At 43.1% G+C, this 21,207-nt stretch carries 18 protein-coding genes; 16 read left to right on the top strand and 2 right to left on the bottom strand.

Annotated features, from left to right (window positions below; genetic code table 11):
• The first annotated feature begins 127 nt into the window (after window positions 1–127).
• The gene (locus ACW6PM_RS08545; protein ID WP_456056879.1) at window positions 128–670 is read left to right on the top strand and encodes a hypothetical protein; all 543 of its coding nucleotides are present in this window, start codon (window positions 128–130) and stop codon (window positions 668–670) included.
• Entirely contained in the window at window positions 663–1,772 is a 1,110-nt protein-coding gene (locus ACW6PM_RS08540) for a hypothetical protein (protein WP_456056878.1), read from the top strand. Before ACW6PM_RS08545 ends, ACW6PM_RS08540 begins: the two co-directional genes overlap by 8 nt.
• Before the next feature lie 140 nt (window positions 1,773–1,912).
• On the opposite strand, the gene ACW6PM_RS08535 is transcribed toward ACW6PM_RS08540, so the two are convergent.
• Window positions 1,913–2,950: a DUF6709 family protein gene (locus ACW6PM_RS08535; RefSeq protein ID WP_456056877.1), complete on the bottom strand. Its 1,038-nt coding sequence runs from the start codon at window positions 2,948–2,950 to the stop codon at window positions 1,913–1,915.
• 302 nt (window positions 2,951–3,252) lie between these two features.
• On the opposite strand from ACW6PM_RS08535, the gene ACW6PM_RS08530 reads away from it, so the two are divergent.
• From ACW6PM_RS08530 to ACW6PM_RS08515, 4 genes are read left to right on the top strand one after another with little or no spacing between them, the layout of a single operon-like run.
• Entirely contained in the window at window positions 3,253–4,002 is a 750-nt protein-coding gene (locus ACW6PM_RS08530) for a class I SAM-dependent DNA methyltransferase (RefSeq protein ID WP_055238574.1), read from the top strand.
• A gap of 23 nt (window positions 4,003–4,025) precedes the next feature.
• Complete coding sequence (gene hslO / locus ACW6PM_RS08525; RefSeq protein ID WP_015517071.1) at window positions 4,026–4,892, top strand: Hsp33 family molecular chaperone HslO; 867 nt, start codon at window positions 4,026–4,028, stop codon at window positions 4,890–4,892.
• The gene (locus ACW6PM_RS08520; protein ID WP_456056876.1) at window positions 4,893–6,803 is read left to right on the top strand and encodes an NAD(+) synthase; all 1,911 of its coding nucleotides are present in this window, start codon (window positions 4,893–4,895) and stop codon (window positions 6,801–6,803) included. It abuts the gene before it with no gap.
• 14 nt (window positions 6,804–6,817) lie between these two features.
• Window positions 6,818–7,774, top strand: coding sequence for a C39 family peptidase (locus ACW6PM_RS08515; protein WP_456056875.1), 957 nt, complete (start codon window positions 6,818–6,820; stop codon window positions 7,772–7,774).
• A gap of 155 nt (window positions 7,775–7,929) precedes the next feature.
• Here the strand turns inward: ACW6PM_RS08515 and asnA are convergent, their stop codons facing one another.
• On the bottom strand, window positions 7,930–8,940 hold the full coding sequence (gene asnA / locus ACW6PM_RS08510) for an aspartate--ammonia ligase (RefSeq protein WP_443753294.1): 1,011 nt from the start codon (window positions 8,938–8,940) through the stop codon (window positions 7,930–7,932).
• Between the two features lie 182 nt (window positions 8,941–9,122).
• On the opposite strand from asnA, the gene ACW6PM_RS08505 reads away from it, so the two are divergent.
• From ACW6PM_RS08505 to ACW6PM_RS08460, 10 genes are all read left to right on the top strand, one after another.
• Window positions 9,123–9,551, top strand: coding sequence for a hypothetical protein (locus tag ACW6PM_RS08505; RefSeq protein ID WP_456056874.1), 429 nt, complete (start codon window positions 9,123–9,125; stop codon window positions 9,549–9,551).
• A 15-nt stretch (window positions 9,552–9,566) separates the two neighbouring features.
• Window positions 9,567–10,700 (top strand): ATP-binding protein, encoded by a 1,134-nt coding sequence (locus ACW6PM_RS08500; RefSeq protein ID WP_456056873.1) that lies wholly within the window; start codon window positions 9,567–9,569, stop codon window positions 10,698–10,700.
• A gap of 27 nt (window positions 10,701–10,727) precedes the next feature.
• Entirely contained in the window at window positions 10,728–11,858 is a 1,131-nt protein-coding gene (locus ACW6PM_RS08495; RefSeq protein ID WP_456056872.1) for an Mbeg1-like protein, read from the top strand.
• On the top strand, window positions 11,859–12,620 hold the full coding sequence (locus tag ACW6PM_RS08490; RefSeq protein ID WP_456056871.1) for a tRNA threonylcarbamoyladenosine dehydratase: 762 nt from the start codon (window positions 11,859–11,861) through the stop codon (window positions 12,618–12,620).
• Window positions 12,621–12,666: 46 nt separating this feature from the next.
• Window positions 12,667–14,151: an AAA family ATPase gene (locus tag ACW6PM_RS08485; RefSeq protein ID WP_055061372.1), complete on the top strand. Its 1,485-nt coding sequence runs from the start codon at window positions 12,667–12,669 to the stop codon at window positions 14,149–14,151.
• 55 nt (window positions 14,152–14,206) lie between these two features.
• Window positions 14,207–15,424 carry an aminotransferase class I/II-fold pyridoxal phosphate-dependent enzyme gene (locus ACW6PM_RS08480; RefSeq protein ID WP_456056870.1) on the top strand — a complete coding sequence of 406 codons (1,218 nt, stop codon included), beginning with the start codon at window positions 14,207–14,209 and terminating at the stop codon, window positions 15,422–15,424.
• A gap of 250 nt (window positions 15,425–15,674) precedes the next feature.
• Window positions 15,675–16,337 (top strand): ABC transporter ATP-binding protein, encoded by a 663-nt coding sequence (locus ACW6PM_RS08475; RefSeq protein ID WP_012742226.1) that lies wholly within the window; start codon window positions 15,675–15,677, stop codon window positions 16,335–16,337.
• On the top strand, window positions 16,334–19,183 hold the full coding sequence (locus ACW6PM_RS08470; protein ID WP_456056869.1) for an ABC transporter permease: 2,850 nt from the start codon (window positions 16,334–16,336) through the stop codon (window positions 19,181–19,183). Before ACW6PM_RS08475 ends, ACW6PM_RS08470 begins: the two co-directional genes overlap by 4 nt.
• Before the next feature lie 17 nt (window positions 19,184–19,200).
• Window positions 19,201–19,872 carry a response regulator transcription factor gene (locus ACW6PM_RS08465; protein WP_456056868.1) on the top strand — a complete coding sequence of 224 codons (672 nt, stop codon included), beginning with the start codon at window positions 19,201–19,203 and terminating at the stop codon, window positions 19,870–19,872.
• Window positions 19,873–19,910: 38 nt separating this feature from the next.
• On the top strand, window positions 19,911–21,197 hold the full coding sequence (locus tag ACW6PM_RS08460) for a sensor histidine kinase (protein WP_456056867.1): 1,287 nt from the start codon (window positions 19,911–19,913) through the stop codon (window positions 21,195–21,197).
• Window positions 21,198–21,207 lie beyond the last annotated feature (10 nt).

Below are 21,207 nucleotides of genomic sequence, written 5' to 3'. Positions count from 1 at the left end.
GAATCACACTGAGCACCAATAAGAACATTATTGTTGAGTTTACAAATGATACAATAAATCGTTCTGAATAAAGTGTTTTTCAGGAAACATCCAATTTAGGAATTTTGATTAAGAGAGAGATAATAAAATGAAAATATGTTATATAGTTGTTTCAGCTTTTTTGATTATTTTCTATCCAAGACAATTAACACATCTTATGTGCTTTGGGAGACATCGTGATAAGAATATTGTCAAAAGCAAAGCTGCTTATTGGGGAATATATTTGTTTTGGACAATTATTTTTTTGATTGGTTGTCTGATGATGGGTTCAGCGATGAAAGTAAATTCTACAATGGATAAATTAGTGTATTATTTCATTTTAGGAAGTGATAATAGGGATTGTGTTGAATTGGGAAGTGAAGAGAATGATGAGGCATATATTTCTACATATTATACACGAAAGGAAATCAATGAGAGCTTTTTATTTGAGGTTGTCCAGAAACATGAATATGCATATGAGTTGTGTCAATTACAGGAGTTGATAATTAAGAAACAGGATGAAAGATGGATACTTTATTTGAATGATGAGGTGATGGGATATGTAGAAGTAAAAAAAGGTTTTTTAATTAAGGAGTTTTGTTTTGTGTGGGATAGGCAAAAAATAGACCAAAGGAGGCAGTTATATGAGTAAAAAAATGTGCAAGAGGATATTTTCAGTAATTTTATCATTAGGTCTTGTTATGGTTCAATCCATGAATGTTAATGCAGCAGGTAATGAAGGATTAAGTGCTGAACAGTTAAATACTCTTTTGGAAGGTATGGATAGTATTGTTTTGCAGTTGGAAGAATTGGGACTCAATGATAGTGAAATAAATGGATTGTTCCAATTTACACCGCGTGAAGATAATTTTTATAAAGTAACACAAGTGAAGACAGCATCATATACTGGGAGTTTTGTAATGGAACAGTCAGATAGTGGTATTGACGATAGCGGGATTACAACATATGAGAGCTATAATGGAAATCCACCATCATCAAATGGGAAACAGCGGCAACGAATAGAAAATATATATGGAGTAGCATTGCAGTATTTTCATTCGGATTTTTATCAAGGTGCAGACCAAAATGGGCAGGATTTTGGAAATTATTTAACCTATTTATATTTATCACATTACATAGATGGACCTGGACGTGCGCCAACAAATAATGATTTACCATATATTATTTCTACCGATGATATCCAAGCGTATAATACTTTTTTATCAAGTGCAAATTTGTCGAGTTGGGCAACGGCATTAGCAGGTCTTGGAAGTGCTGTATATTCTGATATTGACTATGTTTCTAATTTAAATGCTATAAATACAGTTGATCAAACATTGTCTCTCAGTAGGCAGGATATAGCAATGGCAGGCGTTAACGGCTATAATACAAAAGGAGCAGTTGAAAGTATTGCACCATTAATTAAAGCATATTTTGATGAACATTATTATACGGCATCTGATGACGAGAAATTATCACAAGAGACTTTTGATTATGTCTCAAGTCAATTAGAGGCATTAAATTTTTACGAAAATTTTGATAAAAATATTACCAAAACGATTACAGACCTGTTGATAACTACATTTATTAGCGTTATTTGTAGTAGTGTTACTTTGATGGGGCTTTGTGTATCTGTTATTCCATTATTTGTATATGAGGCAACAGGACTTATACAGACAGCGGTATTGGTAAATCTTCAGTATTCGTTTAGTGGCAGATATGCGGTGCGGACAGGCATCTATTTGGGATTTTAAAAAATAGCAAAAATCTCTGGACACTGCAACAAACAGGAGCCTCGCAGGAACACTGCTGTAAAATCCGCTTAGTATGAGCGTATTTTGCAGCAAGTGCTCCTGCGAGGCTTTGTCATTTAATCCAATAAACTTAAAACGCTTTATTTCTTCTTCCACGCAAGAAGCCTCTCAATATGCAGCGGTTTCCCCTGAACAGCCTGCACCTTCAATCTGTTTTCCTCACTGAAACCAACCAGAATATCATGATTAGCCTCAGCCAGATAATCGATGATACCATCGATATCAGACTTCGTGTTCTTCGGACAATGAATATACAGATGCTTATTTGCGGAAATATGCAGTGTATATGAGATGCTGAAATGATACCACAGAATCTTGTGCAGGGTAGAGTATTTGTAAATCCATAAAATCTCTTTGATAGGCACGATGGCATTGCCATAAGGCGAGGTCATGATAAAATAGTGCTCTGTGATAAACATGTCCTCGGTGGCAAGCTGTGGCAGTGTCGCAAGCTCCTCCTCAGCCTCGGCAAGCAGCTTGTGCGGATTGCCAAATACAACAAGATTCTGACATGCCGGTGCCAAAACAGGAAACCTGATGCACAGGATGTAGAATATCAGGCTGATAACAGCATAGATGAGAGTGCCAAAATAAAAAACAAACATAAAAATAGTAGTTTTCAAATGGTACTCAGGCTCATTAAGATAGTAGCCTGTTATGGTATCGGAGAGTCCCTTGGAATCCCAACTCAGATCCTTAGACAGTTTATTTACAAACTGTGTGTAGGTGCCCTTTCCCTTTACGATTTTACCGACCACCGTGAGCTTATCTATAGAGGGCAGACCCTCCTCACAGGTGGATGGTGCAAGCAGTACAATAGAGCAGTGCTCATCGCGCATGCAGTAGTAGTAATAGCCCTTGATATCGTTGCCGTCCTTCATGGTGTAGCCGGTAAAGTAAAGCTTTTTAAGGGTGGTTTTTACATATCTGTCCGAATCCTTGTATGCAGCTTCAAAGCTGACGGAGTTGTCAATGTGTATGGGCGATAAAATATCTCCGAGTGAAAATGCAAACCATAGCACGGTAAGCAGAATGATGTATACAATCGGGGAGAAAAGACGCCTTTTGTAAAATGCTTTGATGTTTTTTGTTATGTAGTGTTCGTAATTATCAATCATATGCTTAGTATAATGGTTTTTGTGCCTTATATCAACCTTGATTTTGAGACATTTAATTGTTATTATATAATTAATAGTAACTATTCAGAACCACTGAGAACAAAAAAAGCTGATGCGTCATGCTCGCATGTAAGCAGCAGGTTTTCTTGTTCTCAAGGTGGCTCGAATAGAGCCACCCCCACACATATGAGCAAAATTAGCTGCGCAGCAGCGGGAAAGCACGAGTATCGTGCGGTTTTGCGAATGTGCGTGGGATGGGTTCTGAATAGTTACGGTAAATAGAAACACGAAATGAGGTAATTATGGAAGCATACACGAGTTTTGCCCGGGTGTATGACATGTTCATGGACAATGTGCCATATGAGAAGTGGAGCAGATATATTGTCGAAAAACTGCGTGCAAATGGCATAGACAGTGGATATGTCGTGGACCTAGGCTGTGGTACGGGAAAGCTTACCACGCTTCTTGCAGATGCAGGCTATGATATGATAGGCATTGACAATTCTTTTGACATGCTTGATATGGCGCTTGAGAGAGAGGATGACAGAATCCTTTATCTGATGCAGGATATGAGAGAGTTTGAACCGGGAGAAAAGGTGAGTGCCGTCGTAAGCGCATGTGACAGCATCAATTACATTCTTGAGCCTGAGGATCTGCAGGCAGTTTTTTTCTGCGTGAGCGAAAGTCTCAAAGAGGGTGGCATTTTTATATTTGATATCAATACTCCATACAAATATGAGGTGCTCATGGCTGATAATACCATAGCTGAAAACCGTGATGAGGGCAGCTTTATATGGGACAATTATTATGATGCCGATGAGAAAATAAACGAGTATGACCTGACACTTTTTATAAAGGAGCAGTCAGAGGATGAGGATGACATCTACAAGAAGTTTGAGGAAACTCATTTCCAGAGATGCTATGAGATTTCAGAGCTTAAGGAGCTTCTTGAGCAGTCGGGACTTGTGTTTGATGCGGTGTATGATGCGTACACAGACGATCAGGTGAAGTGTGACAGTGAGAAGGTCACTGTAATTGCACATAAAGCATAGAATTAGATAATGAGAGGTAAATTATGTCAGATTATATAGTAAGAGCAACAGCGGCGGATGCCAATATCAGAGCATTTGCTGTAACATCAAGGGAGATGGTGGAGACAGCCAGAGAGGATCACATGACAACACCTGTCATGACTGCGGCACTTGGCAGGCTTCTTTCAGCAGGAGCCATGATGGGAGCTATGATGAAGGGCGATAAGGATATCATAACTCTTCAGATACAGTGCAGCGGACCTGCAAAGGGGCTTACCGTCACAGCAGATTCGCACGGCAATGTAAAGGGCTTTGCCATGAATCCACAGGTTGAGCTGCCACTCAATGCGGCAGGCAAGCTCGATGTGGGTGGAGCTCTTGATCTTGGTATACTCACAGTCATAAAGGATATGGGCTTAAAGGAGCCGTATTCAGGTCAGTGTGAGCTTAAAACAGGTGAGATAGCTGAGGATCTGACCTATTATTTTGCCACATCAGAGCAGATTCCGTCGGCGGTTGGTCTTGGCGTGCTGGTGGATAAGGACCAGAGCGTAAAGCAGGCAGGTGGATTTATCATCCAGCTTATGCCGTTTACACCGGATGAGGTTGTGGACAGGCTTGAAAAGAAAATCACAGAGATTGATTCTGTGACACAGATGCTTGACAGGGGACTGACTCCGGAGCAGATACTTGAGGAAATTTTAGGAGATTTCGGGCTTGAAATCACAGATACGACTGAGACACGCTTCCACTGTGACTGTTCAAAGGAGCGTGTGAGCAGAGCACTTTCCACACTTAGCAAAAAGGATCTTGATTCCATCATAGCAGATGGAGAGAGCATTGAGGTAAAGTGCCAGTTCTGTAATAAGGCATATGAGTTTACGGTGGATGAGTTGAAGGAGATGCGCTAATTGAAGGACGGATATATAAAGGTCGCTGCAGCGACACCAAAGGTAAAGGTAGCTGATACTGTATACAACGGACAGCTTATTAAAGCTCTTATGAAGGAGTGTACTGACAACGGTGCAAAGGTGGTTGTTTTCCCGGAGCTTTGCATTACCGGATACACCTGTCAGGATCTTTTCTGGCAGGATAAGCTTATCGCGGCAGCAGAGGATGAGCTTATCGGGATAGCTGATTACAGCAGGAGCCTTGACGGCATCTTTTTCATAGGGCTTCCATACGAGATAAACGGCATGCTCTACAATATGGCGGCAGTTGTATCGCACGGAGAAGTGCTTGCCATGGTGCCAAAGACATTTCTGCCAAACTACAATGAGTTTTATGAGGCAAGACATTTTGCATCGGGAGAAAACCTTAGCACATATGTCACACTGAAAAATGGACAGCAGGTGTCTGTAGATACCGATTTTATTTTTAGCTGCAAGCAGCTGCCAAAGCTTAAGATAGCAGTGGAGCTTTGTGAGGATCTCTGGATTCCGAACCCGCCGAGTATCAGACACGCTATGTCGGGTGCCACTGTGATTGTCAATCTGTCTGCATCGGATGAGGTAACAGGCAAGGCAATATACAGAAGAGAGCTTGTGAGCGGACAGTCTGCCAGATTAATCTGTGGATATATTTATGCATCAGCCGGAGATGGTGAGTCCACACAGGATGTGGTCTACTCAGGACACAATCTCATCTGTGAAAACGGAAATGTGCTTGCTGAGTCAAAGCGCTTTACAAATGAGACCATATACAGCGAGTTTGATGTGGAAAGAATAGAGACTGAGAGGCGCAGGATGACAACCTTTGTTGTCGAGGATGATCACAGATGGGCTGAGTTTGACCTTGAGGTAAAGGATACCACTCTTAGCCGCTATGTGAATCCTGCTCCGTTTGTTCCGGCGGACAAGACAGACAGGGACAGACGCTGTGATGAGATTCTCATGATTCAGGCTATGGGGCTTAAAAAGCGATTAGAGCATACCAACTGCAAGACAGCAGTTATCGGTATTTCAGGAGGACTTGACTCCACACTGGCACTGCTTGTCACGGTAAGGGCATTCGACCTTTTGGGAAAGGATCACAAGGATATAGCGGCAGTTACTATGCCGGGCTTTGGAACAACAGACCGCACATATGACAATGCGGTAAATCTCATTAAATGCCTTGGAGCTACTTTTATCGAGGTGGATATAAAGGATGCTGTAAATATACATTTCAGGGATATCGGACAGGATCCGACTGTGCATGATGTCACATATGAGAATGGACAGGCGCGCGAGCGCACACAGATACTTATGGATATCGCAAACAAGGAAAACGGAATGGTCATAGGTACAGGAGATTTGTCAGAGCTGGCACTCGGCTGGGCTACCTACAACGGAGACCATATGTCCATGTATGCAGTAAATGCTTCGGTGCCAAAGACTCTGGTGCGCCATCTGGTAAAATACTATGCAGACACCTGTGGCAGCGATTTGCTGGAAAGTACACTTCTTGATGTGCTTGATACACCGGTTTCTCCTGAGCTTTTACCACCTGAAAACGGTAAGATTTCACAGAAGACAGAGGATCTTGTGGGACCTTATGAGCTGCATGACTTCTTTCTTTACAATATGCTGCGCTGCGGCTATGCTCCTGCCAAGGTTTACCGCCTTGCAAGGATAGCATTTGAAGGAAAATATGATGATGAGTTTATTCTCAAATGGCTTAAGAATTTCTATCGCAGATTTTTCGCCCAGCAGTTCAAGCGCTCATGTCTGCCGGATGGACCAAAGGTAGGAACAGTGGCGGTCTCACCGAGAGGAGACCTAAGGATGCCTTCCGATGCGTGCGGACGTATCTGGATGGATGAGATTGATAAGCTGGGATAAGTAAGAGGAAAACAATGGGAAAGACACATAAGAAAACTCATAGAAGGCAAGGAAGCATAAAACGTGCAAGGCGCCGCGACAGGCGCATGAAAATAGGTGCGATAGTCCTTTGTGCAGCGATAATCATAACAACATTTCTGGCTGGCGGCATGCAGCTTTTTGTTCCTGTAGCTGACGCTGTGGTAAGCGCTGATAATAAGACGCAATCAGGAAATGTTGATGTGCAGAAGAATAATAATTCGCTTACCGCATCTAAAATGGACTCAGAAAAGAAGCAAAGCAGCTCAGAGGATGTAAATGATACGGAGCAAAGCAGCGAGCCGGACAAGGATACGAAGCTTGATGAGATACTTCACAGTGCAAAGTATCCGGGACAGCTAAAGGAGCTTGCGAAGAAAAATGATGAGGCAATTGACTTCATATATGAGTATCCTAAGGAGCATTCGAAAGAGCATGACATTGATCTGACTGCAGAGGCTGCGCAGGATACAGTGCCTCTATTGCAGCAGTGGGATGAGAGATGGGGCTATGAAAAGTACAGTGGCAATTATTTTGCGGCGAGCGGCTGCGGTCCGACTTCACTTTCGATGGTTGTATTGTATCTGAAGCATGATGCACAGGCATCACCTCTTGCGGTGGCAGAGTATGCAAAGGAGGCAGGCTACAGTGTGGATGGCTCCGGAAGTGCATGGGATCTTATGAGCAAGGGCTGCAGGCACTATGGAGTGAATGCTAAGAGCGTAAAGGTAAATGAGGATATTTTTAAGGCAAAGCTCGATGAGGGCAATCTGATTGTTGTAAATGTCGGTCCGGGAGATTTCACAGACAATGGGCATTTTATGGTAATCACAGGCTATGATGATGAGGGCTTTACCATAAATGATCCAAACAGCATCATAAAGAGCAATACCCACTGGCAGTTTGAGAGACTGCATTCGCAGATCAGGGCTGCCTGGAGGATGTTTGTATAGATAATAGCTTCAATGTATGCATTTATGCTGATGTTTGTGATGCATATGGAAAAACAGAAAACAGAAAATAAGAAATAATAAATAATAAACCTGCTGTGTCATGCATGTCTGACACAGCAGGTTTTTAATTACATTTTGAATAATTAGTATGCAGATTATAATAACTGAATACCATGCTCCTCACATTCCTTAATTGTCTCCTCAGGCCACAAAGAGCTTTGTACCTCGCCGATATGAGCCTTTCTGAGGAAGAACATACAGATACGTGACTGTCCGATTCCACCACCGATAGTGTACGGAAGCTCCTTGTTGAGGATAGCCTTCTGGAATGGAAGCTTGGCGCGCTCAGGACATCCGGCCTTGTCAAGCTGCTCCTTTAGGGCTTTCTCATCTACTCGGATACCCATTGATGAAAGCTCAAGTGCGATATCAAGAACAGGATAGTATACGATGATATCAGCGTTTAAAGCCCAGTCATCATAGTCAGGGGCACGTCCGTCGTGAGGCTCGCCGTTTGCAAGCTTGTCACCAATCTGCATTACACAGATTGCACCCTTTGCCTTTGCGAAATAATACTCGCGCTCCTTTGGGGTATTGTCTGGGAACATTTCCTCAAGCTCTGATGTGGTGACAAAGGTGATATCCTTTGGCAGGATCAAATCTATGTAGTCGTACTGTATAGCCATGTACTGCTCGGTCTTGCGCAGGCATTTGTATACTGTCTTTACTGTTTCCTTAAGGAAGTCTAAGTTTCTGTCCTCCTTGCGGATGACCTTTTCCCAATCCCACTGGTCAACAAATATAGAGTGGATATTGTCAGTCTCCTCATCACGTCTTATGGCATTCATATCTGTGTAGATGCCCTCGCCGAGAGAGAAGCCGTATTTCTTTAATGCGTATCTCTTCCACTTTGCAAGAGAGTGAACGACCTCAGCCTCCTTGTCACCCTGCTCCAGGATGCCGAAGGTAACAGGTCTTTCATATCCGTTTAAGTTATCGTTTAAGCCTGTGGTAGGATCAACGAAAAGCGGTGCTGAAACACGTGTCAGGGAAAGGCGCTGTGCGAGCATGCCCTGAAAGAAATCCTTAACAGTTTTGATGGCAAGCTGTGTATCGTGAAGATTCAGTGCCGAAGAATAGTTCTTTGGTATTGTTAATTTGCTCATTTTAGATTAAACCTCGTTGTATTATAAATTTTTAAATAAAATTCCTTTAACCTGATTATTATATCACAATTTTTCTAGAAAGATAGTCCATAATATGATAAAATTAGATAGTTTAAAGCGAAACAATATCGTTTTACCTTATTTTTACGTGTTCAGGGGGTTAAGAAAGGTAGCAGATTGATATGAGAAAAAGAGATATGACCTTTGCTTCGGCGGTGCTTGAGGCGATAGATGCGATTTTAGCTCTTGCGTATATAGGCTTGCAGATTTATTATGGAGTGTGCTATCACATACAGGTATTTAAGTTTGTGGCCAATATACTTGTGCTTTTGCTTGTATACATTGCAATCACATGGCTGCAGCGTTATCCGGAAAAGCTCAATCACATAGCAGCAGAGCTGTGTGTGGGCAATATCAGGAAGTATTCACTCAGGCTTTTGACGTTTGTAAAGCTTGTTTTTACAGCGGGGCTTTTGGTGCCATGTGTGTGTGATGCGTTTGGAATAGCAATCCGCGATGTATACAGCCTCATTATGATAGGGCTCATCCTTGTGATGACAGCATATTATGAGTACAGGATATTTCAGGAGATAAAGTCATTACGGAAATAATATAGGAGAAATAAAATGCAGCTTAGTATAGAAGAAGTTAAAAAGCTGGATAGTAACAGCTATCAGATAATAGATATAAGAAGTGAGGAAGAGGTGGCGCACGGTGCCATAAAGGGAGCACTCAATATTCAGGCGGATGAAATAGAGTCAGATGAGAGAGTGCCGCATGATAAGAAGCTTGTCATAGTCTGCAGCCGTGGTAAGACGAGTGTGGATGTGGCAGAGTATCTCACAGAAAAGGGCTTTGATGCGGCAAGCTTAAAGGGAGGATATATAAGCTGGCTGCTTGATGCTATGAAAGAGGATGAGGTGGCAGAGCGCGATATAAAGGCAGATGTGGAGCAGAGCATCAGAAAGAAATTTAAGAAATCCATCTGGCGCAAGTTTACAAAGGCGATAAATACCTATGAGCTTGTAAAGCCGGGCGATAGGATTGCAGTGTGTATCTCGGGCGGCAAGGATTCCATGCTCATGGCAAAGCTTTTTCAGGAGCTTAAGCATCACAACAAGTTTGATTTTGAGGTGAAGTTTCTCGTCATGGACCCGGGCTACAATGAGGCAAACAGACATGTCATCGAGGAAAACTGCAGGAATCTTGGCATCCCTGCCACTATTTTCGAGTCAGATATATTTGATGCTGTATATGATATCGAAAAATCGCCATGCTATTTATGTGCGAGGATGAGAAGAGGACATCTGTATGCTTTTGCAAAGGAGCTTGGCTGCAACAAGATTGCGCTCGGACATCACTATGATGATGTTATCGAGACCATACTCATGGGCATGCTCTACGGCGCACAGGTACAGACCATGATGCCTAAGCTTCACAGCACAAACTTTGAGGGCATGGAGCTTATCAGGCCTCTTTACTTAGTCAGGGAGGACGATATCAAGGCATGGCGTGATTACAACGGTCTGCATTTCATACAGTGTGCCTGCAAGTTTACAGATACCTGTACCACCTGCAATAATGAGGAAAACCGCTCAAAGCGTGTTGAGATAAAGCAGCTCATTGCTAATCTTAAAAAGGTGAATCCTTTTGTTGAGGCAAATATATTTAAGAGCGTGGAGAATGTAAATCTGGCTACGGTTGTAGCATATAAAAAGGATGGTATAAAGCACAGCTTCCTAGAGCACTATGATGACTAAGACAGATATATTTCAGGAGGGTATTGTATGGCAGATATCATGGATTATATTGACTGGCGCGGAGATATAGGCTTTGATGAGGTGAATGTAAATGAGGTGGACGGACTGATTTTTTCACAGCTTATTTATGTGCAGATGAAGCCCTATATGCCGGATGCAAAGAAGTCATACCTTACGATAAAACAGCTTTCAAGTCTTTACTGTGCGGACCACAGTGATGATGAGATTGAGCAGATGCCGAATCTTTTCCGCCACTCCGCGAGGCTGCTTCAAAAGCTGGCGCACTCAAGGCGCTATGCTGACTGTATTTTGAGATATTATATATACGATATAAGTGAAAAAGAGGAGTCGCAGTTTTCTGCGGTTACTATAGAGCTGCCTGACGGCACATATTTCATTTCCTACAGCGGTACAGACCATTCGGTGGTCGGCTGGAAGGAAAACTTTAATCTAAGCTATCTCGATGAGACACCGGGACAGAACAAGGCGAAAAAGTATTTAAAGCAGGTGGCGGCATATATTTGTAATGATGAAAATATCAACAATAAAAGCATAAGTGCAAGAAGACTGTGGATAGGCGGGCACTCAAAGGGTGGAAATCTGGCAGTGTTTGCGGCCATGCATGTGGATAAAGAGGTGCAGGATGCCATTATAAAGGTATATAATTTTGATGGGCCGGGCTTCAATCACAAGATGATATATACGGCAGGCTACAAAAGGATTTTTGACAGAATAGAGACATTTCTGCCGCAGTCGTCCATTGTTGGCTTATTGCTTGAGCATGTGGACGATTATGAGGTGGTAAGAAGCCGCAATTCGGGGCCGCTGCAGCATGATGCTTTTTCATGGGAGATAATGGGCTCCCACATCATAAAGGCTGATGGGCTGGACAAAAACAGTGTGCGCCTTGACAAGACGCTCAGAAACTGGATAGGCAGCATGGATGAGGCGCAGAGAAAGCAGTTTGTAAATGTGCTTTTTTCAATAGCATCGGACTCCAATTTTGAGAACCTTGACCAGATGTCATTTAAGCAGCTTATTGAGATGATAAAGGCTGCCGATGAGCTGTCCAAGGATGACTGGAGCATGCTTAAGGATACAGTAAGACTCCTGATTTCTGCCGGGGTCGGCGTGGTCAGGGATGAAAAGGAGAAATAAATGTTAAATCAGTTTTCAAGAACACAGCTTTTGCTTGGAAAAGAGGCGATGGATAGGCTAAAGGGCGCTAGAGTCGCAGTATTTGGAATAGGAGGAGTGGGCGGATATGTCTGCGAGGCATTAGTCAGAAGCGGTGTAGGAGCGATTGACCTTATCGATGATGACAAGGTGTGCCTTACAAATATAAACAGGCAGATAATCGCAACCAGAAAGACAGTCGGAAAATACAAGACAGACGTGATGGAGGAGAGAATCCATGATATTAATCCGGACGTCAGTGTTGTGACACACAGGTGCTTCTTTTTGCCGGAAAATGCTGATGAATTTCCGTTTGATGAGTATGATTATATAGTTGACGCGGTTGATACGGTCACAGCAAAGATAGCGCTTGTCATGAAGGCACAGGAGAAAAATGTCCCTATCATAAGCAGCATGGGAGCAGGAAATAAGATGGATGCAAGTGCATTTAAGGTGGCTGATATATATAAGACCAGCATGTGTCCTCTTGCCAAGGTCATGCGCCGTGAGCTTAAAAAACGTGGCGTGAAAAAGCTTAAGGTGGTATACTCTGAGGAGAAGCCTACAAGACCGATTGAGGATATGTCCATAAGCTGCAGAACCAACTGCATCTGCCCACCGGGTGCTGCTCACAAGTGCACTGAGCGCAGGGATATTCCGGGAAGCCTTGCATTTGTGCCATCCGTAGCGGGGCTTATCATCGCAGGCGAGGTGGTACAGGATATAGCCTTTGACAGGGTATGATGAAGAAAATAATTAAGAATATAATTACAAAAAGAGAGGAATAAAAATGCCAGTATTTGATTTTAGCGATACACCGGTAGCAAACGAGCATCCTGAGTGTACATATGAGACATTTCATTCGACAGAGACAAAGGCATCGGCCGATAAACCGATTGTTGTGATAGACAATAAGCAAAAGGAATGGGCGCATCATGCGCTCGGTATGTTTACAAATCCGATAAAGCGTACATCCTTTGAGTTTGAGGATGGTGATGGTGTGACCAGTGCCGATATCCTGCGCATTGATTCGCGCTTCGTGAGCCTTTTTAAGTGGCTTGGCGAAAATCACATAAAGGTTCAGCTTTCAGGAGCCAATACACCTGACGGATACGCAGTATACAGGGTGAGAGAGGTGGCTCTCGGCAGAGGCACAAAGCTGTCTGCGGAGGACGGATTTTTACAGTATATGATGGAGAGGCTATTTGCGAGCACCATGCCTGAGGATGAGCCTGACCTCGATGATTACGAGGAAGAGGGCGACAGCATGAAGCTCACCAGTATACAGAGCATCACGGATTTCATGACCTGTGCAGGCCGTACACTGCCTGACAATATACTGCTGTGGGCCAGAAGAAACCTGGCAGTTGCGCGTTCAAGCGAGGTATCACCTGAGGAGAGGCGCCATGCGCAGAGAGCACTTTCCATCATGATGAATATCCAGTGGAAGGGAAATTATTTTGAAGCAATCGACCCTGTTGAGGCAAGACGCATACTCGATGAGGAGCTCTATGGCATGGAGAGCGTGAAGCAGAGAATCATAGAGACCATTATCCAGATAAACAGGACGCATACACTTCCTGCCTACGGACTGCTGCTCTGCGGACCGGCAGGAACGGGAAAGTCACAGATTGCATATGCGGTTGCGCGTATACTTAAGCTTCCATGGACAACACTCGACATGAGCTCAATAAATGATGCGGAGCAGCTCACAGGAAGCTCAAGAATCTATTCAAATGCAAAGCCGGGAATCATTATGGAGGCATTTTCACAGGCGGGAGAGTCAAATCTTGTATTTATCATCAATGAGCTTGACAAGGCCTCAAGCAAAAACGGTAACGGAAATCCGGCAGATGTGCTTTTGACACTGCTTGACAACCTGGGCTTTACAGACAACTATATGGAGTGTATGGTGCCGACAGTCGGAGTATATCCGATTGCCACAGCCAACGATAAATCACAGATTTCTGCACCGCTTATGTCACGTTTTGCGGTGATTGATATTCCGGACTATACCGATGAAGAGAAGAAGGTCATCTTCCAGAGATTCGCCCTGCGCAAGGTATTTGAGCGAATGGGAATGAAGGAGGAGGAGTGCGTTCTCACAGAGGACGGACTTGATGCAGTAATTAAGCTTCACGAGAACACATCGGGCATAAGAGATCTTGAGCAGGCTGCGGAGCATCTGGCAGCAAATGCACTTTATCAGATAGAGGTTGATAAGGTAAAGCAGGTGGTATTTGACGCTGAGGCTGTTTTTGAGCTTTTAGGCTAGAAGGATATGATTACGGATACAGGAATTGTTACGAAAATAAAAGGAGATTGTCAGGATGAGAGAATTTGGAAAATCCAGAAAATTAGATAATGTGCTTTATGATGTTAGAGGACCGGTGGTGGATGAGGCGGCCCGCATGGAGGAAAACGGCACAAATGTGTTGAAGCTCAATATAGGAAATCCTGCGCCGTTTGGCTTCAGGACACCTGATGAGGTGATATATGATATGTCTCGCCAGCTCACGGACTGTGAGGGGTATTCCAACTCCAAAGGACTTTTTTCTGCAAGAAAAGCAATCATGCAATATGCACAGCTCAAAAAGCTTCCTAATGTGACGGTTGAGGATATCTACACCGGAAACGGAGTCAGCGAGCTTATAAACTTAAGCATGTCGGCGCTTCTTGACAATGGTGATGAGGTGCTGGTGCCGGCACCGGACTATCCGCTTTGGACAGCCTGCGTTACACTTGCGGGAGGCACGGCAGTGCACTATATCTGTGATGAGCAGTCAGAATGGTATCCGGACATAGAGGATATCAAAAAGAAGATTACAGACAAGACAAAGGCAATCGTAATAATAAACCCTAATAATCCTACGGGAGCGCTCTATCCAAGGGAGGTGCTGCAGCAGATAGTTGATGTGGCAAGAGAGCACGAGCTCATGATTTTTTCGGATGAGATATATGACAGGCTTGTGATGGATGACTATGAGCATGTGTCTATTGCGTCGCTTGCACCGGACCTCTTCTGTGTGACCTTCAGCGGTCTTTCTAAGTCGCATATGATAGCAGGCTATCGTATCGGATGGATGGTTTTAAGCGGCAACAAGGCGCTCGGAAGGGACTATATCGAGGGTCTCAACATGCTCTCAAACATGCGTCTTTGCTCGAATGTTCCGGCGCAGTCGATAGTGCAGACAGCTTTAGGCGGATATCAGAGTGTAGGCGAGTATATTGTGCCGGGCGGACGAATCTATGAGCAGAGAGAGTATGTCTACAAGGCATTAAACGATATACCGGGAATTTCGGCAGTAAAGCCAAAGGCAGCATTTTACATATTCCCAAAGATTGATACTGCAAGGTTCAATATCACAAACGATGAGCAGTTTGCACTCGATCTGCTTCGTGAGAAGAAGATACTCATCATCCACGGCGGCGGCTTCAACTGGGATAAGCCGGATCACTTCAGAGTGGTATATCTGCCTCGAACAGAGATATTAAAGGATGCCACAGGCAAGCTTGCAGACTTTTTGGCTTCATATAAGCAGAAATAATTATTGGCATAGATAATTATTAGCATAGATAATTATAAAACATATGATATAAAACATATAACATATAAGCTCCGGCACAGAAAACTTTTTGTTCTGACCGGAGTTTTTATATTATGCTGTAATATTTTTTAAAAGTAACCTACCTGTAACTTTACATAATGTATTATACACTTGTATCGCGGGGCGGCTGCACTTTAGATGGCAGACCGCACAGCACTCAAAAATGCATAGAGAAGAAAAGGAGAATTAAATGGAACTGCTTAGAGTAGAACACTTATCAAAAATATACGGGGCCGGAGAAAATCAGGTCAAGGCTTTGGACGATGTATCATTGAGCGTGGAAAAGGGAGAGTTTGTGGCAATTGTCGGGGCGAGCGGCTCCGGAAAATCCACACTGCTTCATCTGCTCGGAGGTGTTGACAGACCAACAAGCGGAAAGGTGTATATAAACGGCACTGATATTTTTGCAATGAATGATGATGAGCTTGCCATATTCAGAAGAAGACAGGTGGGTATCATTTACCAGTTTTATAATCTGATACCTATATTAAATGTGGAGGAAAACATGGCAATCCCGATGGAGCTTGACGGAAGAAAGGTTGAAAAAGCACAGATGGATGACATGCTTTTGCGCCTTGGACTTACAGAGAGACGCACTCATCTGCCAAATGAGCTTTCAGGAGGCCAGCAGCAGCGCACATCTATAGGAAGAGCCCTGATTACGAGACCGTCTATAGTGCTCGCGGATGAGCCGACCGGAAACCTGGATACCAAAGCAAGCAATGAGATTATGCATCTCTTAAAGACCTCAAACCGTGAGCTCAACCAGACAATCATTATGATTACACACAATATGGAGCTTGCAAAGGCGGCTGACCGCACAATAATGATAGAGGATGGTAAAATCAGATGAATTTGATGAAGAAACTCACATTAAAAAACTTAAAGCTTAACAGGAAAAGAACTATTGTCACTATAGTTGGAATAATTCTTGCAACAGCGCTTTTGTCAGCGCTTGTCACACTTGTGTCAAGCTTTCAGTACAGTATGATTGAATACCAGAAGCAAAAAGGCGGCGACTTTCATGTGAAATTTTCGAATGTGAAAATGTCTGAGCTTTCGGAGTTTAAAAACAACAGAAATATCGAAAGCACGTTTGAGACGATGGGTATGGGCTTTGCAAAGCTAGACGGCTGCAAGAATGAGGATAAGCCGTATGCGTATGTCATGGCAACAGATGAGGCCGGCTTTGAGAGAGGCTGCTTTCACCTGATAGAGGGGCGCATGGCAAAAAATGAGGATGAGATAGTCATTCCAAGGCACTTAAAGACAAACGGACGAATCGACATAAAGGTGGGAGATGAGATAACACTGGATGTCGGAAAGCGATATGATTCAAACACCGAAAGTGTCATAGGAGAAAACTGTGCATATGAGCATGAGGCAGAGACACTTACCGATACTGTGACAAAGCGCTACAAGGTGGTCGGCATCATGGAAAGACCGGGCTATGGAATGGAGGACTATAGTGCCGCCGGATATACATTTGTCACATACTCTGATGAGCTGGCAGCAATTGATAACGGCTCAAAGAGTGAGGCAGGCGAAGCTGACACTACACTCACAGTGTACAGCAGATATACTCAAAAGGCTTTAAGAAACAAGGATGCTGTGACTGCAGATATAATTGGTGTGGATGAAAAGCTGTTTGAGAAAGCAAATGATTCATCATATGAAATGTCTGCTGAGGAGAGTGACAGGTTTCTTAAGGAGATGGAAGATGCAAAATATGATATATATATAAATGGCTTCCTTATAAGCTATGAGTGCGTTTTCCCGATTGACGGCACATTTAAAGCACTGTTTACAGTGGCCGCTATTGTGGCTTTGATAATCATACTGACATCAGTGTACTGCATCAAAAACAGCTTCAATATATCAATCACTGAAAAAATCAGGCAGTATGGCATGCTTGCAAGCGTGGGTGCTACGAGGCGCCAGATAAAAAGCAGCGTTAAGACAGAGGCTGCAATGCTTGGAGTGGTTGGTATTCCTGTGGGTACCATGAGTGGTATTTTAGCATCGCTTGTACTTGTCAAGGTGGTAAATGCGCTGTCAGCAGGCTGGCTTAACTTTGCTTTGAGCTTTCACACATCACTGCCTGCACTTATTCTTGCTGTGATACTGAGTATAGCGACCATTTATTTCTCCGCAACAGGCAGTGCAAGAAGGGCTGCAAAAGTCACTCCGCTTGAAGCGATAAGAAACACAAAGGAAATAAAAATAAAGTCAGCAAAGCTTAGGACACCGACGATTATAGGCAGAATCTGGGGCATTGGAGGCATTATATCATATAAGAATATAAAGAGGAACAACAAAAAGTACAGAACCACAGTGACATCCATTGTCATCTGCTCAGTGACATTTATTGTGATATCATACTTTATGTCTATGGCCTTTAGCATGGTTGGGATGTCATATGCTTCAACAGATTACAATATCGGAATAAATATGTCATATAAAAAAGACATTGATATTGAAAAGCTCTCTAAGCTTGTGAGCGGTATTGAAGGAGTGGATGATTATCTGGTTGGAGCCAGATATGATTTCGATGTCAGTAAGCCTGAGTACACAAAGGAATATGGAGAGTATTGCGGGCAGCTTTATGATGACAGTGAGGATGTCTCACAAGAGTTTTTAATCACAGTTTTGGATAACAAATCGTATGATAAGTATGCGTCCGACGCGGGCATAAAAAATGCAGCTACAGGAGCAATTCTTGTGAATAAAGGCACATTTGATGTGTATAATGAGAACAGCTCAAAATACGTCAAAAAAGAGATGGAGCTGTACAAATATAAAGCAGGAGATACAATCGAGTGCGGCTATAATGTGTATGATGATGCTTCTTCGGATGAAAATGCCGTGGAAGGTAATACTGAAAGCAGCACAAATGATAATAATGCCGTGGAAGGCGATACTGAAAGCAGCGTTGATGATAACAATGGATACGTTGATGAGGAAACAATTAATAACGGAGTCAGAAAGACTGTGGATGTAACTATTGCAGGTGTAACAGACAAGGTACCGATCGGTTATAAGGGCTATAGCTATACAACACTTTTGTTTATGAACCAAAAAGGCTTTGAAAGCCTATGGGCTGACGGCAAGAGTGGCAATGAGCTCAAACCGGGATATGCGTCATATTTGGCATATGTGGTTGCAGAAAATGCAGATGATTATCAGGACACATTCGAAAAGGAAACGGAGGAGAACCCGGAGTATTCGCAGATTAGTTTTTATGTCAGCAATCTGGATAAGGAGATGCGCGATGAAAAATCACTCTTTACACTGCTTGGAGTATTTGCATACGGACTTATTGTGGTCATTGCCTTAATAGGAATCACAAATATCATCAATACCTTAAGCACAGGAATGGAGCTTAGAAGCCGCGAGTTTGCCACACTAAGAAGCATTGGAATGACAGATAAGCAGTTTGCGGGAATGGTCAGACTCGAGAGTGTGTTTATATCTGTAAAGGCGCTTGTAATAGGTGTACCGCTTGGTATTTTAATCAGCTATCTCTTATGTGTTATGATGAACAGGATGGATAATGCAATCATTTATGAGCCGCCGTATAAAGCAATTATATTGTGTATAGTGGTTGTAATAATGCTGATTTATGCTATCATGAAACTATCAATGACGAAGCTTAGACACAATAACATTATTGAGACGGTCAAGAATGAAAATCTGTAGAAAATGCGGGAGCTGATATGAAAAAAATACTTCTCATAGAGGACAATAAAGGAATAACAGAGGGACTGTGTGATACCTTTACAGAACCTGAATATGAGCTTTTGACAGCAGGAAATTTAAAGGAGGCTGGGGCGCTTTTGAGTGAGCACCCCGGCCTTGTGCTGCTTGATGTGTCGCTTCCGGATGGAAACGGCTTTGATTTTTACAGCGAAAGGCTGGAAAAAGAAAAAACACCGGTGATTTTTCTTACTGCAAAGGATGAGGAAAATGATATAGTAAAGGGACTCGAGCTTGGAGCGGAGGATTATATCACAAAGCCTTTTTCCGTAAGGGAGCTTGTGGCGAGGGTAAACCGCGTATTTTTGCGCAGGAAAAGTGATGACAGCTTATCTGTCATACACGCAGGAAGCATAAGCTATGATTTGGACAAAAAGGAAGCAAGAAGGGATGGTCAGATGATTGCTCTTTCGAGTCTTGAAAACCGCATACTTGATCTGCTTTTTACCAATCATGACAAGGCAGTGTCCAGAAATGCAGTGATTGACTGCATCTGGGAGGCAACAGGCAACGATGTCTATGACCATACTGTGACAGTCTATATGAAGCGCATCAGGGGAAAGCTTGGTGATGATGTGATAAAGACTGTGAAGGGAATCGGGTATCGTGTAGATTCAGGCGAAGCACTTTAAACAGTACCGGCTGACAGAGACAGTTCCCGGAGGAGAGCATGAGAAAGAAGAAATATAATTTAGAGAACAGAAAACACTTTGTGTATTTTGCGATAATATATACATGTATATGTGTGACAGTTATGGCTTTTACAGTCTTTTTCCAGTACAGGTCATATACGAAAAACTATAACGTCACAGTAGCTAAGCTGTGTGCACTCATTAAGGAAAAATATCCCGATGTATCAGAGGGCAGCATAGCCGGTATCATAAACGACAGCAGTATCGACAGTGATGATACGAATTTAAAAGCTGCAGAAACGCTCCTTAAAAAATACGGCATTGATATGGAAAAGGATTCTGCGGTTTTGTCAAATGAAAAAGCGCTTAAAGGAGCACTTGGGCTTGATATTTTTTTTGTTGTGCTTTTTGCAGGGGGCTTTTGCCTTTACATTATGATTATGAGGCTTAGCTTTAAAAGACAGGTCAGACAGGCTGCGGATTATCTGCGCCGCATAAATCAGGGAGACTACAGACTCGTTATGTCAGATAGCACAGAGGGAGAGCTTTCTATACTAAAGGGAGAGCTTTACAAGACAGCAATCTATTTGAGGGAATCTGCGGAAAATGCAAAGGCAGACAAGCTTTTGCTAAAGGATGCGCTTTCTGACATATCGCATCAGCTTAAGACACCGCTCACATCGCTTTCGATAAATCTGGAAAATCTGGAAGCTAATCCGGATATGGCGCCTGAAAACAGAAACAGGATAATGCGCAGGGCAAAGCGTGATGTGGACAATATATCGCATATGGTGCAGGCTATCCTTAAGCTCTCAAGGCTTGAAGCGGATGTTGTGGAGTTTGATGAGAAGGATATACTGCTGTCTGAAATTGTGGCTGAGGCAGCTGACAATGTGATGGCACTTTGCGATTTGAGGGATGTAAGGCTGTCCATAGATGAAGGCTCTGATAAGGATGCCAGCATACATGCTGATGCATACTGGCAGTGTGAGGCCATTACAAACATAGTAAAAAATGCTGTGGAGCACGCAGAGAGTGAGGTAAGGATAGGCTTTTACAGGTATGAGATGTATGCCGAGATAACAGTGCAAAACGATGGAGAAGCCATAAGTGATGAGGACAAAAAGCATATTTTCACGCGCTTTTATAGCGGCAGCGGACAGCCGGCGGACAGCATCGGCATAGGACTTTCGCTCGCGGAAGCGATTGTGCGTCATGACAATGGATATATCCTTGTGGAGGATTGTAAAAAAGATATATTAAAAGATACATTAAATGAAAAAAATGAATGCAGTGGCACACGCTTTGTGGTAAGATATCTGTGATGAATTGAGA

This window comes from Agathobacter sp., from assembly GCF_977054825.1.
This window is presented reverse-complemented; position numbering and strand designations above follow the sequence as displayed.